This is a genomic window from Rothia sp. HMSC062F03 (assembly GCF_001836905.1).
Classification (GTDB): Bacteria; Actinomycetota; Actinomycetes; order Actinomycetales; family Micrococcaceae; genus Rothia; species Rothia mucilaginosa_A.
Genome location: NZ_KV830882.1, coordinates 115,984 through 132,249 on the forward strand (window position 1 = coordinate 115,984; position 16,266 = coordinate 132,249).

At 64.3% G+C, this 16,266-nt stretch carries 13 protein-coding genes; 4 read left to right on the top strand and 9 right to left on the bottom strand.

Annotated features, from left to right (window positions below; genetic code table 11):
* Positions 1–214 precede the first annotated feature (214 nt).
* The 9 genes from gatB to HMPREF2674_RS04855 form a co-directional block, all read right to left on the bottom strand.
* The gene (gene gatB, locus HMPREF2674_RS04815) at positions 215–1,720 is read right to left on the bottom strand and encodes an Asp-tRNA(Asn)/Glu-tRNA(Gln) amidotransferase subunit GatB (RefSeq protein ID WP_070824964.1); all 1,506 of its coding nucleotides are present in this window, start codon (positions 1,718–1,720) and stop codon (positions 215–217) included.
* Positions 1,720–3,324, bottom strand: coding sequence for an Asp-tRNA(Asn)/Glu-tRNA(Gln) amidotransferase subunit GatA (gene gatA / locus HMPREF2674_RS04820; protein WP_070824965.1), 1,605 nt, complete (start codon positions 3,322–3,324; stop codon positions 1,720–1,722). Before gatA ends, gatB begins: the two co-directional genes overlap by 1 nt.
* A 15-nt stretch (positions 3,325–3,339) precedes the next feature.
* The gene (gatC, locus tag HMPREF2674_RS04825) at positions 3,340–3,636 is read right to left on the bottom strand and encodes an Asp-tRNA(Asn)/Glu-tRNA(Gln) amidotransferase subunit GatC (RefSeq protein WP_049332870.1); all 297 of its coding nucleotides are present in this window, start codon (positions 3,634–3,636) and stop codon (positions 3,340–3,342) included.
* Positions 3,637–3,878: 242 nt separating this feature from the next.
* The gene (locus HMPREF2674_RS04830; protein WP_070824966.1) at positions 3,879–4,586 is read right to left on the bottom strand and encodes a transglycosylase family protein; all 708 of its coding nucleotides are present in this window, start codon (positions 4,584–4,586) and stop codon (positions 3,879–3,881) included.
* A 725-nt stretch (positions 4,587–5,311) separates the two neighbouring features.
* The gene (gene ligA / locus HMPREF2674_RS04835; RefSeq protein ID WP_070824967.1) at positions 5,312–7,564 is read right to left on the bottom strand and encodes an NAD-dependent DNA ligase LigA; all 2,253 of its coding nucleotides are present in this window, start codon (positions 7,562–7,564) and stop codon (positions 5,312–5,314) included.
* Between the two features lie 154 nt (positions 7,565–7,718).
* The gene (locus HMPREF2674_RS04840; protein ID WP_005507010.1) at positions 7,719–8,612 is read right to left on the bottom strand and encodes a PP2C family protein-serine/threonine phosphatase; all 894 of its coding nucleotides are present in this window, start codon (positions 8,610–8,612) and stop codon (positions 7,719–7,721) included.
* Positions 8,609–9,787 (bottom strand): adenylate/guanylate cyclase domain-containing protein, encoded by a 1,179-nt coding sequence (locus HMPREF2674_RS04845; RefSeq protein WP_070483068.1) that lies wholly within the window; start codon positions 9,785–9,787, stop codon positions 8,609–8,611. The genes HMPREF2674_RS04840 and HMPREF2674_RS04845 overlap by 4 nt, the downstream gene beginning before the upstream one ends.
* Positions 9,788–10,094: 307 nt before the next feature.
* Complete coding sequence (locus HMPREF2674_RS04850) at positions 10,095–10,583, bottom strand: PH domain-containing protein (RefSeq protein ID WP_070680554.1); 489 nt, start codon at positions 10,581–10,583, stop codon at positions 10,095–10,097.
* 64 nt (positions 10,584–10,647) lie between these two features.
* Positions 10,648–11,604 (bottom strand): biotin--[acetyl-CoA-carboxylase] ligase, encoded by a 957-nt coding sequence (locus HMPREF2674_RS04855; protein WP_070824968.1) that lies wholly within the window; start codon positions 11,602–11,604, stop codon positions 10,648–10,650.
* A gap of 280 nt (positions 11,605–11,884) precedes the next feature.
* Here HMPREF2674_RS04855 and HMPREF2674_RS04860 point away from each other — a divergent pair, with 280 nt between their 5' ends.
* The 4 genes from HMPREF2674_RS04860 to HMPREF2674_RS04875 all read left to right on the top strand — a co-directional run bounded on the left by HMPREF2674_RS04860 (position 11,885) and on the right by HMPREF2674_RS04875 (position 15,915).
* On the top strand, positions 11,885–12,166 hold the full coding sequence (locus HMPREF2674_RS04860; RefSeq protein WP_049343066.1) for a YciI family protein: 282 nt from the start codon (positions 11,885–11,887) through the stop codon (positions 12,164–12,166).
* A gap of 251 nt (positions 12,167–12,417) precedes the next feature.
* On the top strand, positions 12,418–14,019 hold the full coding sequence (locus tag HMPREF2674_RS04865) for an acyl-CoA carboxylase subunit beta (RefSeq protein ID WP_070824969.1): 1,602 nt from the start codon (positions 12,418–12,420) through the stop codon (positions 14,017–14,019).
* 130 nt (positions 14,020–14,149) lie between these two features.
* Positions 14,150–14,563 (top strand): acyl-CoA carboxylase subunit epsilon, encoded by a 414-nt coding sequence (locus tag HMPREF2674_RS04870; RefSeq protein ID WP_070824970.1) that lies wholly within the window; start codon positions 14,150–14,152, stop codon positions 14,561–14,563.
* Between the two features lie 413 nt (positions 14,564–14,976).
* A complete protein-coding gene (locus tag HMPREF2674_RS04875; RefSeq protein WP_246826178.1) occupies positions 14,977–15,915 on the top strand; it encodes a restriction endonuclease in 939 nt (312 codons plus the stop codon).
* The last annotated feature ends 351 nt before the right edge of the window (positions 15,916–16,266 follow it).

Consider the following 16,266-nt stretch of genomic DNA (forward strand, 5'->3'; position numbering starts at 1 on the left):
GCGGAGCGCCCGAGAGGGTGGGTTCCCCTGCAGGAGCGGAGGAAGGGTATAGCATACCCACCCGCCCTGTAGGAACGAGGACGATAACCGCCTTTCCAAACGGAACCGTGCATCCCGCGCAGGACCTGGAATGGGACAAGAGAGCACGAAAGAGGCGCCGCCTCCCACACGGGAGACAGCGCCTCTTTCGTTAGAGCCGGGTCAGCGGAAAAGCTTAGCCTTCCACGCCGCACTCAGCCAGGATCAGCTCACGCACGCGAGCGGCGTCAGCCTGACCGCGGGTAGCCTTCATGACCTGACCGACGATAGCGCCCGCAGCCTGAACCTTGCCGGCACGAATCTTGTCGGCAACGTCGGGCATTGCTGCCAGTGCTTCCTGAACGGCTGCGGTAAGCGCGCCGTCGTCGGAGACCACTGCCAGGCCGCGCGCCTCAACGATTTCGGCGGGGGTACCTTCACCAGCGAGGACGAACTCAAGCACCTGGCGGGCGATCTTGTCGTTGATCTTGCCTTCGGAGATGAGCGCTTCGAGGGCGACCACGGTTGCGGGCTCCACGCCGAGGGCGGTGAGCTCAACCTCAGCCTGCTTTGCGCGGCGGGCGATTTCGCCCATCCACCACTTGCGGGCTGCCGCAGCGGTTGCACCCGCGGCGACGGTCTCTTCGATGACGTCGAGTGCGCCTGCGTTCACCACATCGCGGAACTCCTCATCGGAGTAGCCCCATTCGTTCTTGAGGCGGCGGCGGCGCTCTGCCGGCGGTTCGGGCAGTTCGGCGCGCAGACGCTCAATCCATTCGCTGTTGGTGACGACCGGGACCAGATCCGGCTCCGGGAAGTAGCGGTAGTCGTCGGCGTCGGACTTGGGGCGACCCGAGGAGGTCTCGCGGGTGTCTTCGTGCCAGTGGCGGGTCTCCTGGGTGACCTTCTCGCCGCGTTCAAGGATTGCGGCGTGGCGGCGAATTTCGTAGCGGACGGCGCGTTCGACCGAGCGCAGGGAGTTCACGTTCTTGGTCTCGGAGCGGGTGCCGAACTTCTCTGCGCCCTTGGGCATGAGGGAGACGTTGGCGTCGCAGCGGACGTTACCGCGTTCCATGCGGGCGTCGGAGATGCCGAGGGAGCGCACGATGTCGCGGATGGCGGCAACGTAGGCGCGGGCCAGCTCGGGTGCTCGCTCGCCGGCACCGACGATGGGTCGGGTCACGATTTCGATGAGCGGCACGCCGGCACGGTTGTAGTCGACCAGGGAGAAGGTTGCACCCTGGATGCGGCCGTCGGCACCGCCGACGTGGGTGAGCTTACCGGCGTCCTCCTCCATGTGGGCGCGCTCAATCTCGACGGTGAAGATGGTGCCGTCGTCGAGCTCGACGTCCAGGGAGCCGTTTTCGGCGATGGGGCCGTCGGCCTGGGAGGTCTGGAAGTTCTTCGGCGAGTCCGGGTAGAAGTAGTTCTTACGGGCGAAGTAGGACTTATCCGCGATATCGCAGCCCAGCGCCAGGCCGAGCTTGATGGCGGACTCGACGGCGGTCTTGTTCACCACGGGCAGCGCGCCGGGCAGGCCGAGCGAGACGGGGGTGATGTTGGTGTTGGGCGTATCGCCGAACTCGTTGGGTGCGGAGTCGAACATCTTGGTGTTGGTGTTCAGCTCGACGTGCACCTCGAAGCCGAGGACGGGGTCGTACTTTTCGATGGCTTCTTCGAAGCTGAGGACTTCTTCACTCATTACTTGGTTCCCCCAAAGTCAAAGTCGCGGATCAGGGTTTCGGTGTCGGGCAGGCTCTTGTAGAGCGGTGCGCCCCACTTTGCGGTCAGCAGTTCTTCCAGGGCTGCGCCGACGCGGTAGAGGCGGGCATCCTCGCGGGCGGGTGCGGTGAACTGGATGCCGACGGGCAGGTTGTTCTCCTCGGAGAGGCCGCCGGGCAGGGAGAGCGCCGGGACGCCCGCCAGGTTGACGGGCACGGTGGCGACGTCGCCCAGGTACATGGCCATGGGGTCGCCTTCGGTCTTCTCGCCGAGCTTGAACGCGGTGGAGGGTGCGGTCGGGGAGATCAGCACGTCGCACTTTTCGAAGGCGGCGGCGTAGTCGCGCTGGATGAGGGTGCGCACGCGCAGTGCGGCGCCGTAGTAGGCGTCGTAGTTACCTGCGGACAGTGCGTAGGTGCCGAGGATGATACGGCGCTTCACCTCGTGGCCGAAGCCGGCGGCGCGGGTGGCGGCCATGACGCGTTCGATGGTGACGGGGCCGTCCTCGGGCACGACGCGCAGGCCGTAGCGCACGCCGTCGTAGCGTGCCAGGTTGGAGGACACCTCGGAGGACATAATCATGTAGTAGGCGCTGATGGCCTCGGTGACGGAGGGCAGGGAGACCTCAACAATCTCGGCGCCCGCGGCGCGCAGAGCCTCGACGGATTCGCGGAAGCGCGCGAGCACGCCGGCCTCGAAGCCTTCGCCGTCACCGCCGCCGAGCTCCTTGATGACGCCGACGCACAGGCCGGAGAGGTCACCCTTGCGTGCTGCTTCTGCGCCTGCCTTGGCTTCTTCGGCGAAGTCGCCGGGCGTATCGGGCAGAGAGGTGGAGTCGAGCGGGTCGTGACCTGCGATGGCCTCGTGCAGCATGGCGGTGTCGAGCACGGTGCGTGCGACGGGACCAACCTGGTCGAGGGAGGACGCCATGGCGATGACGCCGTAACGGGAGACGGAGCCGTAGGTGGGCTTGACGCCGACGCTACCGGTCAGCGCTGCGGGCTGGCGGATGGAGCCACCGGTGTCGGTGCCGAGCGCCAGGGGCGCCTGGAACGCGGTGACGGCCGCTGCGGAGCCGCCGCCGGAGCCGCCGGGGGCGCGGTCGAGTGCCCAGGGGTTGCGGACCACGCCGAATGCGGAGTGCTCGTTGGAGGAGCCCATGGCGAATTCGTCGAGGTTGGTCTTGCCGAGGATCGGCATGCGTGCTTCGCGAACCTTGCGGGTGACGGTGCCGTCGTAGGGGCTCATCCAGCCTTCAAGCATGCGGGATGCTGCGGTGGTGGGCTGACCCTTGGTGACGATGAGGTCCTTGACGGCGATGGGCACGCCGGCCAGCGGGGGCAGTTCCTTGCCCGCTGCTCGGTCTGCATCCACTGCTGCCGCGGTGGCGAGTGCTTCTTCGGCGTTGACGTGCAGGAAGGCGTTGAGGCCGCTCTTGCCGTCTGCGCGGTTATCGCTCAGGGGTGCGCCATCGGTGGCGGCGATGCGGTCCAGGTGCGCCTGGGTGAGTTCGACGGAGGTAATCTCGCCGGCGGCCAGCTTGGCGGCGGCTTCGGCGGCGGTGAGCTGAATCAGTTCGTTCACTTGGTGTGTCTCCTCTTAGTCTTCGTCGAGGATTGCCGGCACGCGGAACTTGCCGTCCTGTGCGTCGGGGGCGCCGGAGAGCGCCTCTTCCTGGGTGAGGGTCGGGACGGGTACGTCTTCGCGGAAGACGTTCTCGAGGGGGATCGGGTGGCTGGTCGCGGGGATGTCGGCAGTTGCTTTCTGCGACATGGTCTCAACGGATGCGACGATGATGTCGAGTTCAGACGCCATCGCGGTGAGTTCTTCATCGGTCATCTCAATGAGTGCCAGCGATGCCAGGTGCTTGACCTGTTCAAAGGTGATGGCAGACATGGTTCTCCCGTAGTTTTGTTTTTTGTTTCTTCTCTAGTGTAGTGGAGGTTGGGTTTCTCGTCTCTTCGGGAGGCGTTCTGCCTACCTATCGGTCGGGGTACCGCCCGAGGGGGCGTGCGGCGGCGACCTTCACCGGGTACGTTCGGCTCCGCTACCGGAGGTTAACGCACAACGCCCCGCTCCTTCGGTGAAGGGCGGGGCGTTGTGGTACAGCGTCAGAACGACCGCTTCAGGGGTGAACCTTATGCGGGGATGTTCAGGACCTGGCCGGGGAAGATCAGGTCAACGTTGTAGATGATGTCGGTGTTCGCAGCGGCGATTGCCTGGTAGCCACCTGCAACGCCGAGCTTCGAAGCGATCAGCGAGAGGGAGTCACCGGGAACCACGGTGTAGGTGCCTGCGGCAGCCTTGGGAGCTGCAACGGGTGCGGCTGCGGGAGCCTCAACTGCCGGTGCTGCCGGTGCTGCTGCGGGAGCCTCAACTGCTGCGGGTGCAGCCTGAGCTGCCGGAGCTGCGGGTGCAGCCTGTGCCGCGGGAGCGGTGTAGGTCTGCTGGGTCTGCGACTGTGCAGCCACGGTGGTGGTGGGCTCGGTGTAGGTGGGAGCTGCGCCGGTCTTGCCGTAGAGGCCAAGCTTAGCGGAGCATGCGGGCCATGCGCCCCAGCCCTGGATAGCGAGCAGACGCTCGCCTGCCTCGATCTGCTGTGCACGGGTAGCGTTCGCGGGGGAGCCGGACATGCCGACGCCGTTCCAGGACTGCTGGGTGAACTGCAGACCGCCGTAGAAGCCGTTACCGGTGTTGATGGACCAGTTACCACCGGACTCGCACTGTGCCAGTGCGTCCCAGGTAGCACCGTCTACTGCGTTTGCAGCGGGCATCGACATGGTAGCTGCTGCAACGCCACCGATGGCGAGAGCTGCTGCGGTACGACGAATGGAAGTGTTCTTCATAATGCTCCTTGGGGCCGTCCCCGCTCGTTCCGTCCCCGGAACTCTGGCGCGGCGCCGCTCACCCTTTGATAACGAAGTAGGTTACTCATTTTCTGGCTCTACCATGTGAGCGGCTCTCCATCGATTTCATGTCACCGTGAGCGATTCTGCGCTAGTGCGCGGAATCCGGTGGCACTTCCTCGGTGGGGACGTGCGGTAGAACCGGGCATCGTTTCAAGCATTCCAAGCTTGAAACCACATAAGCGATTCCCTGACGAGAATCTTTCTGGTCTCCAAGATAGCCGAGGTTGTGGCGGTTTCCAACCCCGTTTTAGGTTCACAGCGAACGTCCCGACTTCTCCCAGGGTTCTTTAAGGTAAAGAGTGCAGGAAACATTAATCCCTCGATTGAGCCTCTGGGTTTTCGCCCTGTTTCCCCCGGTATTCCAGGGTTTTCTTGGGGGTTTAGCCGGATGCGCTCCCCCGCCCTCCGCCTCCTTTAATGGGTGCCCGCACCGCCCCAATAGGGGATTCGAACAGCGTGTAAAAAAATTTTAAATATTTCTACGCTCTCGGAGTGTTTTAAGCTCTCCAACCCCCAGAAACTGTGGTAATTACAAGTGCCAAATTTTGGTATTCGGGCCCCGAAGAACACTCTTCGAGGCCCGAATGGCGTACATACATACCTCAAATACCCCGCGACCCACAGTACCGCGGCCCGCGGAGACAGGGGAATACCTCGACGGCTTACGCCTCCGACTCTCCGGAGGTGCTTTCGGAGCCGGACTCAAGCGCCTCCGGGCCGCCCTCGAGCAGGGCGGTGAAGCCCTCCTCATCCAGCACCCGCAGGCCCAGAGCCTCGGCCTTATCCAGCTTCGAGCCGGCGTTCGCGCCGGCCACCACAAAGTGGGTCTTCTTCGAGACCGAGCCGGAGGCCTTGCCGCCTCGAGAAATAATCGCTTCCTTTGCCCCGTCGCGGGTGTAGCCGTTCAGGGTGCCGGTCACGACCACGGTCAGACCCTCCAGGGTGCGCTCCACCGATTCGTCGCGACTGTCCTCCATGCGCACGCCGGCGGCGGCCCAGGAGTCCACGATTTCGGCGTGCCAATCCTCAGCGAACCACTCGATAATCGAGTCCGCAATGGTGGGGCCCACGCCGTCCACCGAGGCCAGACGCTCGCGATCTGCCTCGCGGATCGCCTGCATCGAACCGAACTCGGTCGCAAGCGCACGGGCGGCAGTCGGTCCCACGTGGCGAATCGAGAGGGCAACCAGCACGCGCCACAGCGGCTGCTGCTTAGCCTTCTCCAGCTCGGCGAAGAGGTTCAGCGTATTCTTCGTGGGCTTCGGCTCGGGACGTGCCTTGGTCGGCTTGGTGTAGAAGTAGGGCACGCGCTCCATCTTCCCGGTGCCCACGCCCTTGACCTTCTTCTCACGCTCGATGGTCACCTCGCGCAGGTCCTCGGGGGTCAGGTCGAAGAGATGCGCCTCGGTGGTCAGCGGAGGGGTGTCCGGGGTTGCGGGGCTGGTGAGCGCCTTGGCGGCCTCGAAGCCCAGCGCCTCAATGTCGAAGGCACCGCGGCTTGCCGCGTAGTACACGCGCTCGGTCAGCTGCGCCGGGCAGGAGCGGGGGTTCGTGCAGCGCAGGTCCACGTCGCCCTCCTTGCCGGGGGCCAGCGGCGAACCGCAGGAGGGGCACTCGCTGGGCATGACGAACTCACGTTCGGTGCCGTCGCGCAGGGCGACCACGGGGGCGACGATTTCGGGGATCACGTCGCCTGCCTTGCGCAGCACCACGGTGTCGCCGATGAGCACGCCCTTAGCCTTGACCACGTCCTGGTTGTGCAGGGTGGCCCGCTCCACGGTCGAGCCCGAGACGAATACGGGCTCCATGACGCCGTAGGGGGTCACGCGGCCGGTGCGTCCCACGTCCACGCGGATGTCCAGCAGCTTGGTGTTCACCTCTTCGGGCGGGTACTTGTACGCCACGGCCCAGCGCGGCACGCGAGAGGTGTAGCCCAGCTGCGCCTGGGTCGCGAAGTCGTTGACCTTAATGACGATGCCGTCAATCTCGTGCACGAGGGAGTGGCGTTGCTCGCCGTAGCGGTTGATGAAGTCGAAGATGCCCTCGACCGAATCGGTCAGCTCACTGTAGGGGCTCACGGGCAGGCCCCAGGAGGCGAGCAGGTCGTAGGTCTCAAACTGGGTGGCAATCTCCAGGCCGGTACGCGAACCGATACCGTGCACGTACATGCTCAGCGGGCGCGATGCGGTCACCGCCGGGTCCTTCTGGCGCAGCGAACCTGCCGCTGCGTTACGCGGGTTCGCGAAGGGGTTCTTGCCGGCGGCAATCATGGACTCGTTGAGCTTCTCGAAGTCAGCGGAGGAGATGAACACCTCGCCGCGAATCTCGATTTCTTCGGGGTGGCCCTCGCCGCTCAGCCGCTGCGGGATGCTGGCGATGGTGCGCACGTTGTGGGTGACGTCCTCGCCGGTGGTGCCGTCACCGCGGGTTGCCGCGCGCACGAGGGTGCCGTTGCGGTAAAGCAGGTTCACGGCCAGGCCGTCGATCTTCAGCTCGGTGAGCCAGCGCGGGGCGGCGCCGGTAAGGTTGCGGACGCTCTCCTCGGTCTTGGTCAGCCAGGCGCGCAGCTCCTCGAAGGAGAAGACGTCCTCGAGGGAGTACATGCGTTCCAGGTGGGTGACGGGCGCGAAGGCTTCAATGGCTTCGCCGCCGACCTCCTGGGTGGGCGAGTCGTTGGCGATGATGAGCGGGTGCTCGGCCTCGATGATTTCGAGGCGGCGGTAGAGAGCATCGTACTCGGCGTCGGAGAGGAACGGCGCGTCCTCGTTGTAGTAGGCGCGGCGGGCGGCGCGAATCTTATCGGTCAGCTCCGCGTATTCGGCGCGCAGGGCATCCGTAATCTTCTCGGAGTTTTCGGCGGGGCTCTCTGCTCGAGTCTCGGCGGGTGCGGTGGTGGGGGCGTTGTTCTCAGTCACCCGTCCAGTTTAACGTGTTGGGGCGCGCTCCTCCCCCGCCGCCGTCACGGCGGGTCCTGCTCGGCCGGTTTCCCGCGGGTAGAGTTCACCCCCGCATCCTGCCGGCACTCGAGCGAGTACCCGCTGAAAGCGGGGGTGAATCAGAACTATGGGTTTAGGCCTCGACGGCGTCCGCCACGATGACGGTGATGTTATCGCGGCCGCCCGAGCGTAGCGCCTCGTGCTGCAGCACGTCCGCGGCGTCCTGCGGGTGACGAATCGAGGTGAGCACGCGAGCCATGTACTCGTGCGACAGCTCGCCGGAGAGGCCGTCGGAACAGAGCATCAGGCGGTCGCCGGGGCGTGCGGGCAGAACCCAGAAGTCCGGTTCCCAGTAGTTGCCGGTGCCCAGCGCGCGGGTAATCACGTTGCGGCGCGGGTGGGTTAGCGCCTCCATGGGCGTAATCTGGCCCTCGTCGACCAGGTACTGCACCTCGGAGTGGTCCGTCGTAATCTGCTCCAGCGATGCGGCGCCCTCGGAGCCGGGCAGCTTCTCCATGCTGGAGTGGTGGATGCCGTCGTCCTCGCGCATCAGGCGGTAGGTACGGGAATCGCCGATGTTGAAGACGACCCACAGGTTCTGCCGGCCGATGCGGGTCAGCCACGCACCGGTCACGGTGGTGCCGCCGGAACGCGAGAGAGCTTCCTTGATCTCCTCGTTGGTTTCGCCGAGGATGTCGTGCAGACGGTCGAGTGTCTGCACGATTTCCTTGTTCAGCTCGGCGTTGATGCGGCGGCGACGCTTGACCGGGTCGCTCTCGTCGATGGCGGCGATACGTTCGGTGTAGGCCGCCTGCTCGCTTTCGCTGCGGCCGCCGGGCATCGTGAAGAAAGGCGAGTAGGCGAGCTGACGCACGCACAGGCGTGAGGCGACCTCGCCGGCTTCGTGGCCGCCCATGCCGTCCGCGACCACGCAGAGGGAACCGGCGACGACCATCGAATCTTCGTTGTTTTCTCGATGTGCGCCGCGGTGAGTGGCACCGCCGGTACGTAGTTTCAGTTCAGTCATGAGAGGTTGATCTCCATAGTGTAGTGTGCGCGACGGGTCACCGCCACGGGGTCTACGTTACCAAAGCTTCGGACGTTTCGCGTTCCCTGGGATGTGAGGGTGTAATGATTTCCCACCTGTCGGAGCGTGTTTGCCGTCTCATTATCGGTGAGCACGGTTCCCGGTTCAGCCAGGGAAACCAGGCGCGAGGCCAGGTTTACGCTGGAGCCGTACACATCGCCGCGGTTGGCCAGCACCTCGCCCCAGATGAAGGCGACGCGCACATCCGGCAGCTGCGGATCTGCGCCAATCTTTTCGGAGAGCTGCAGGCTAATCTCGGCTATCGCGTCCGGGGTTTCGGTGAGGAAGAACACCTCGTCGCCGAGAGTCTTAATGATGCGCCCGCCCAGAGGTGCGATGACGTCTAGGCAGCTCTGCTCGAAGTGGTTAATGAGTTGCGAGAGGGCGGCCGCGTCCAGGTTGCGCACCAGGGAGGTGTACGAGACCAAATCCACGAAGCCCACGCCGCGCACGAGCGGCAGGTGGGCGATGCCCGAGCTGGTGGCGCTGTTCTCGCGCAGGCCCAGGCGCAGGATTCCGGCGTACATCTGACGGCGGTAGGCGTAGACGGCCAGGTGCTCGAGCGTCTCGAGGTAGCGGGGGAAATCCAGAAGTAGCTTGCGGCGGGCCTCGTTGTCGTCCACGTCCTCGGTGACCATGATGTTGTGCACCAGGGCCTCAATCTGCCAGGCGACCGTACGATCGGTCAGCTGGCCCTCGGCGCGAACCAGGGACACCACGTACTCCATACGAATCGTGCCCTCGTCATCCAGGGCCCGCAGGTCGGCGAGCATGCGCACATCGGTATCGGTGAAGTAGGGAACATTCGGGGCGATATCGGGGAACCCCATGTTGCGCCAGATGCGGCGGGCCGCTTCCAGCGGAATCCCGGCAAGCTCCGAGGCCTGCGAGGGGGTGTAGCGACTGCCTTCGCCGAGCAGGGACTTTTCGAGGGCGCGCACGCCCTCCTTGGAGCGTTCGTCCCGGTAGATGTTGTTTTGGGCGAGGTTCTGCAGAATCTTGAGGTTGAGCATCTGGGTTTCGGGGCCCATGCTCCCGCCGGAGGAACCCGCCGGAGCGGCGTCGCCCGATTCCCGCGGAGAGGGTTCGGGTCGGTAGTGGTTCGCCGTGCTCATAACCGTTACCGGTCCTTTCTTCTCTGCCGGATGAATAGTTCGTTGTTCTGCCCGGGCTTGCGCAATCCGCCGGAGCATTAAATGCCTGCCGCGCGAGCGCTTCCCGCCGGTTAGGGCGCCTTCCGCCGCGGCGAATCGTGCCCTGCACCCCGCCCGGCGTGTGGTTCCGGGCTCACCTCTACCCCCATGAGAGGGCTCGGTAGTGGAGTATTTCACAGTTAAGGATACTCCAGTCAGCGTTTTTCCGGCGGGGTTCAGCCGAGGGTCTGTCCCACGAGTCCGCTTTGGCGCGGCGAAACGGTGAAGTTTAGATGTAGCCGGCGCGCAGGGGGTAATGCTCGCGGTAGGCCGACTCCAGCTCCGCGTCGAAGCGTTCGGGGGCGGGAACGTAGCGCAGACGGTGGTGCACTCCGCGGCACACCACGTAGACCGAACCGTACCCCAGCCAGGACCCCGGAGCGCTCTCACGCACCCAGCGCTGCCCGAGCGAATCCAGGTAGAGAGACTCGTCGCCCGTGCGGGTCACGAGCCCCCGTCGCACCACCAGGCGGTGCGTGGTGATGAGGTACCCGGTGGTCAGCCAGCGCCACCCGATGCGCAGTGCGCCGATGAAGAAAGCGACCGCCGCAATTGTGCCGACCCACCAGAGGATCGCGGAGGAACGGGCCGTGGATGCGAAGGCCGCCGCCGCGATGCCGAGCAGCAGGCAGGTGAGGCTGGGCAGCAGTGCCCCCGGGTGCTGGCGGGTCGCGACGATGACGTATTCGCCGGGGTTGAGTTGTCCGCGCAGGCGCATGGCACTCCTCGATTGGTGGTGGGTCTGGTGTTGGCGAGTCGGTCGCCGGGGTCTTCTCGTACCTCTAGTGTGCCGGTCGGAAGTCCCCGTAGCTACCGTTGGCCGGGCGCAGGTGCTCAATATCGCCCACCGCGTAGGGGGCGAGCGTGCCGTCCTCGCGACGAATCAGGATGCGTCCCTGCGCATCCATGTCCTCGGCCACGCCGCGCACGACGCTGCCGTCGGGCAGGCTCATGGCCACCTCGGCGCCGAGGGTGGAGCACACGGCGCGGGCCGCATCCAGCAGGCTGGGCGCGCCGGTGAGGGGGTCGGCGGCCTCGGGGTCTCCCCCGGCGCGCAGGAAGGCGCGGTAGCGTCGGGCGAAGGCGACCAGCAGGCGCTCGAGCACCTCGGTTGAGTCGACGGTGCGCCCCGTGCACAAAAGCAGGCTCGTGGCGGTGGGGACCGGGAGCTGCTCGGCGGTCATATTGGTGTTCTGGCCGATGCCCACGATAATGCTGCGCAGCCCCTCGTTGGCTCCGCTTTCGGGTACGAGCTGGGCGAGCACGCCGCAGCCCTTCGCCCCGTTGGCGATAACGTCGTTGGGCCATTTGAGATGGGCCTCGGCGCCGTAGTGCCGCCAGATGTCCACGACGCTCAGCCCGGCCACGAGGGTGAGCCAGTGGTAGCTGTCTTCGGGCAGTTCGCGGGTACCGGGTTCGGTCGAGGCGTGCGGGCGCACCACGATGCTCGTTGCCAGACACGCGCCGGGCGGTGCGGTCCAGGGGCGAGCCAGTCGGCCTCGGCCGTCGCTTTGGTAGAGGGTTGAGAAGACGGAGAGTTCGCCGAGGCTTTCGCGGTCGGCGTCGGTTCCGTTCATGAGCAGTTCGCGGGCCCGGGTGGTGGTGGAGTCCACGCTGTCGAAGAGGTGCACGCTCGCGTAGCCGGCATCCAGGGCGGCGGTGCGGGCGCGGGGTGCATCCAGCACGGTGGTATCCAGCACGGTGGCCGGAGTCCGTTCGCTCTCGTTGCTTTCGGTCATGTTCTCCCCCGGTTTGTTCTGGTTTTTGGTTTGTTCTGGTTTTCGTGCTTCGCGCGGCACCCGTCGGCACGTTGCGGCCCGTTCGGTTCTGCCCAAACGGTGCGGGTTCTCACGATATCATCAAGCGGCCGTCCACCGCGCCCCTTCCCTCGCTTTCTTTGCGCGCCCGCTGTTCCCGGCGGCGACGAGACGGTACATTAGACAGTGCGGGTGTGTAATGCACCGAAGCAGATGCGGGTCCACCCCGCTCACCCCGAGTTTTAGCCCGAAGGAAGTCCCCATGGCTCACTACGCAATTACCTACGTTTACGCCGCACCCGAGGAGCAGGCCAAGTACCGTCCGGCTCACCGCGAGTACCTGGCCTCTCAGATTGAGGCCGGCAACCTGATCGTTTCCGGCCCCCTGCTCGACGGCGAGGTCGCGACCGGCGCCCTGCTGATTGCGAAGGTCGATTCCGTTGAGGACGCCGAGAAGATTGTGGCTAACGACCCCATGAACGTCGGCGGCGCCGTGGTTTCGCACACCGTGACCGCCTGGAACCCCGTGTTGGGCACCATCTAGTCGTTTTCCGTCGTCGATACGGACGCTTCCCCTCCCGCGGCTCATAAGGGCCCGTGCGGAGGGGATTTCTGCGTGCACGCGAGTGTATCTAACGATGGGATGTGCGCTCTTCGTCTGGCATGTGTGCCCCAGTTCGCACTATAGTTTAAGGATATGCACTGTTATGTCCGTCCCGTCGTCGGGGAGGGCAAACATCCATCACCGCAACCACTGGCTCCCGTCGCGTCGGGTAGGAGCAGGAACGAGGAATAATGTCCGAGAACCTCCAGCAGGAATACGATCTGAGCACCACCGCCGGTAAGCTCGCCGATTTTTACGCGCGCCGCGAGCGTAGCTACGTGCCCAGCGGTGAGGCAGCCATCGAAAAGCAGCATGCCCGTGGTAAGAACACCGCCCGCGAGCGCATCGAAATGCTCCTGGACGAGGGCTCTTTCGTTGAGTTCGACGCCCTGGCGCGCCACCGCACCACGGCCTTCGGCATGGAGTCGAAGAAGCCTCTCGGCGACGGCCTGGTCTCCGGCTACGGCACGGTGGATGGCCGCCTGGTCGCCGTGTACTCTCAGGATTTCACCGTGTACGGCGGTTCCCTCTCGCAGGTCAACGGCGAGAAGATCGTGAAGGTGCAGAAGTTTGCGCTGAAGAACGGCTGCCCCGTCATCGGCATTAACGACGGTGGCGGCGCCCGCATCCAGGAGGGTGTGGCATCGCTGGCGATGTTCGCCGATATCTTCCGTATGAACGTGCGCGCCTCCGGCGTGATCCCGCAGATTTCGGTCATTATGGGCCCGTGCGCCGGCGGTGCGGCGTACTCCCCCGCCCTGACCGACTACATCGTCATGGTGGATAAGACCTCCCACATGTTCATCACCGGCCCGGACGTCATCAAGACCGTGACCGGCGAGGACGTGGACATGGAGACCCTGGGTGGCGCGCGTCAGCACAATTCCGTGACCGGCACCAGCACCTACCTGGCCGAGGATGAGGACGACGCCTTCGACTTCGTGCGCGAGCTGCTGGAGTTCCTGCCCTCGAATAACCTCACGGAGTCCCTGCCGCTTGAGCACGATCAGGATCCCGAGGTGACCGTGGACGACCTGGATCTGGATACCCTGATTCCGGATTCGGCCAACCAGCCCTACGATATGCGCGAGGTTATCGAGTCGGTCGTGGACGACGGCCACTTCCTCGAGATGCAGGCGCTGTACGCCCCGAACGTGATGATTGGTTACGCCCGCGTTGAGGGCCGCACGGTCGGTATCGTCGCCAACCAGCCGATGCAGTTCGCCGGCTGCCTGGACATTTCGGCTTCCGAGAAGGCCGCCCGCTTCGTGCGCAATTGCGATGCCTTCAACATTCCGATTCTGACCTTCGTGGATGTGCCCGGCTTCCTGCCCGGCACCGATCAGGAGTTCAACGGCATTATTCGCCGCGGCGCGAAGCTGCTCTACGCCTACGCGGAGGCGACCGTTCCGCTGGTCACCGTCATTACCCGCAAGGCCTACGGTGGCGCGTACATCGTGATGGGTTCGAAGAAGCTGGGCGCCGACATCAACCTGGCCTGGCCCACCGCCCAGATTGGTGTGATGGGTGCGCAGGGCGCCGTTAACATCCTGTACCGCCGCGAGCTGGCTGCGCTGGCCGCCGAGGGCGGTGACATTGAGGCACGCCGCGCCGAGCTGATCGCCAAGTACGAGGAGGAGCTGCTGAACCCTTACCAGGCGGCTGAGCTCGGTTACATCGACGAGGTGATCGCCCCGAGCGAGACTCGCGTGCGCATCATCTCCTCGCTGCGCGCCCTGCACGATAAGCGTGCGGCCACCCCCGCGAAGAAGCACGGCAACATCCCGCTGTAAACCTCGCGACAATAGCGTTTCTACTCCCATGTATTGGGGTGCCGCCCGCGCCCCGTACCGCACGGTTCGCTCCCTCCGAAACCAGGAGGGTCGAACCGTGCGGGTTCTTAGGTTCTAAGGAGGCGTGCCGATGGCAGGCTACAATCCGCTGAGTTACTTCTCGTTCGGCAAGAAGAAGGATGCGACGAGCACCTCGGCGACCCCCGCCCTGTCGGGTCGAGGCCGCGAGGGCGCGCACGCTTCCTCGCGCGGCGCGTCCCGGGCACATTCCGAGGCGGTCGCCCCTTCGCCCCGCGGTCGGGCTGAGGCGCATCACGAGGAGGCCGAGGAGCACGAGCCGTTCCTGAAGGTCACGAAGGGCAACCCGACCGAGGAGGAGCTCGCGGCTCTGACCGCCGTGGTGGCCGCGATGCAGGCGAACGCCGCGCACCAGGAGCAGAACACGCTGGTGGGTGCGGCTTCGCGCATCTTGAACCGTCGTCAGCGTCTGGGCGCCTCGTTGCGTCCGGGCCCCGGTTCGTGGAGGCGCGCGCGCCCCATGTAGGCTCTCTCTCCGATTTAGATTGGTTCCCGCCGATTGTCGAAAGACACAGCGGGAATCATTTATTTTCGGGCTTCTTTATCGAAGTAGCACCGTATTCACCGCAAAATACAGATAACCGAACGGTTCCGTCATAATTCACCCGGATAGGGCATAATGATGCGCTTTAGTGATACAATATACGCACAATCATAATAGTGTTGATATACGACAGGGAACGTGTCTAAAAAATGACTAAAAATCACAAGCCCCCTCCGGATGTCTACATCACACTTCTCCTGCCGACGCTCCGGCGCCTGTCGAAAACCTCACCTCGCACAGCCGCCTATATTTGTGAACAGCTACGACAGCAGACAAAGGCCCTCGGCTCGCGGAAGGATCTTCCGGACCTCGAATCCACCGATTTTGCGGCTGCGGTGCATACCACCCTTAAGATCTTGGTGGCGTTGCGTTACGCCCAGCTCATGCCCCGGCTTACCCCGTGGGAGAAGCGCAAGTACCTCCTCACTCCCCTGGGTGCGGAGCTCACCTGCACCCCGCATCTGCGCGGCACCGTGCCGCCGCGCGTGGTCAAGCAGGTTCAGTCGCTGTGCGCGCAAAACCTGACCGCCAAGAGCGCCAAAAAGCTTAAGAAACAGGCCAATGCCCTCCTTCAGGAGGCGCAGACGCGGCGCTCGCTCTTCTCTCATTCCTCCGAGGATTCGGGGCTGGATGCGTTCCTCCCGGCAGAGGCTGAAAGCGTGCAGGAGCAACTCGCCGCGGCCGGCACCCCCGGAGAGGCGGGCTTCGGTGACGGGGCACCGCAGGGCACTCCCCTCGACGTGATACTCAAGGCCAGCGAATCGCCGATTATGCACGCCCAGGCTGAATTTGCCGAGCATTTTACGCGGGATTTAATTCAGCATATTTACGCCGTTACCCCGGAATATTTTGAGCATATTGTGGCCGATATTTTCACGGCCCTCGGCTTTATCACCGAGGTGACCGGCGGCGTGGATGATAAGGGCGTCGACGTTATTGCCCGCTATTCCGACGGTCTCGATTTCGCTCCCATTTACATTCAGGTTAAGCACTATTGCGGAACCATGAAGGTCACCCCCAATGAGATTCAGAAGCTGGCCGGGGCGGTTCTTCTGCACGACGGTCTGCAGGGGGTGCTCGTGACCTGCGGTTCGTTCGCCCAGCCGGTTCCCGAGTACCTGCAGGGTCTTCCGGGCGCGCGCAATATTGCGCTGGTCGATCAGCACAAGCTGGTGGAGCTCATGATTCGCCATCGCGTGGGTGTGCGCGAGGGCGAGGGCGAATGTGGCTACACAATTGACGAAGAGTACTTCGAGAAGGGCATAGAGCCCTAACCTACCCCGTGCTGGTGGCGCAGCTACCGCGGCCGCTCGCACGGGGATTTACGCCTGCGACACGAGCCTGCGATATACGTATGTATATTCGCCGGATATTTGCCGGCCACGATATGCGCTGCGGCAAATTCTTTCGGCCCCCATTTCCCCGCGGCGCCCGTTGATGTCTCGGTAGATTTCCAGGTATTTCTCGTCATTAATTCCGGCACCTATCTTCCGCATATTTTCTTCCGCGTATTTCTCGGCCTACCCCGAAATGGGGAGCGCCGCCTTGTACGGCTAGAATAAAGAATGTTATGCGACGCATATTCCTCGCGTTCTCAGAGCAGAGGACAGCTCCGGGTTAGAGAG

What these genes read in the sequence shown, in the direction of transcription:
- gatB (WP_070824964.1), bottom strand. Translation starts at nt 1,720, where the DNA reads ATGAGTGAAGAAGTCCTCAGCTTCGAAGAAGCCATCGAAAAGTACGAC.
- gatC (WP_049332870.1), bottom strand. Translation starts at nt 3,636, where the DNA reads ATGTCTGCCATCACCTTTGAACAGGTCAAGCACCTGGCATCGCTGGCA.
- HMPREF2674_RS04830 (WP_070824966.1), bottom strand. Translation starts at nt 4,586, where the DNA reads ATGAAGAACACTTCCATTCGTCGTACCGCAGCAGCTCTCGCCATCGGT.
- HMPREF2674_RS04840 (WP_005507010.1), bottom strand. Translation starts at nt 8,612, where the DNA reads ATGACTGAACTGAAACTACGTACCGGCGGTGCCACTCACCGCGGCGCA.
- HMPREF2674_RS04845 (WP_070483068.1), bottom strand. Translation starts at nt 9,787, where the DNA reads ATGAGCACGGCGAACCACTACCGACCCGAACCCTCTCCGCGGGAATCG.
- HMPREF2674_RS04850 (WP_070680554.1), bottom strand. Translation starts at nt 10,583, where the DNA reads ATGCGCCTGCGCGGACAACTCAACCCCGGCGAATACGTCATCGTCGCG.
- HMPREF2674_RS04855 (WP_070824968.1), bottom strand. Translation starts at nt 11,604, where the DNA reads ATGACCGAAAGCAACGAGAGCGAACGGACTCCGGCCACCGTGCTGGAT.
- HMPREF2674_RS04860 (WP_049343066.1), top strand. Translation starts at nt 11,885, where the DNA reads ATGGCTCACTACGCAATTACCTACGTTTACGCCGCACCCGAGGAGCAG.
- HMPREF2674_RS04865 (WP_070824969.1), top strand. Translation starts at nt 12,418, where the DNA reads ATGTCCGAGAACCTCCAGCAGGAATACGATCTGAGCACCACCGCCGGT.
- HMPREF2674_RS04870 (WP_070824970.1), top strand. Translation starts at nt 14,150, where the DNA reads ATGGCAGGCTACAATCCGCTGAGTTACTTCTCGTTCGGCAAGAAGAAG.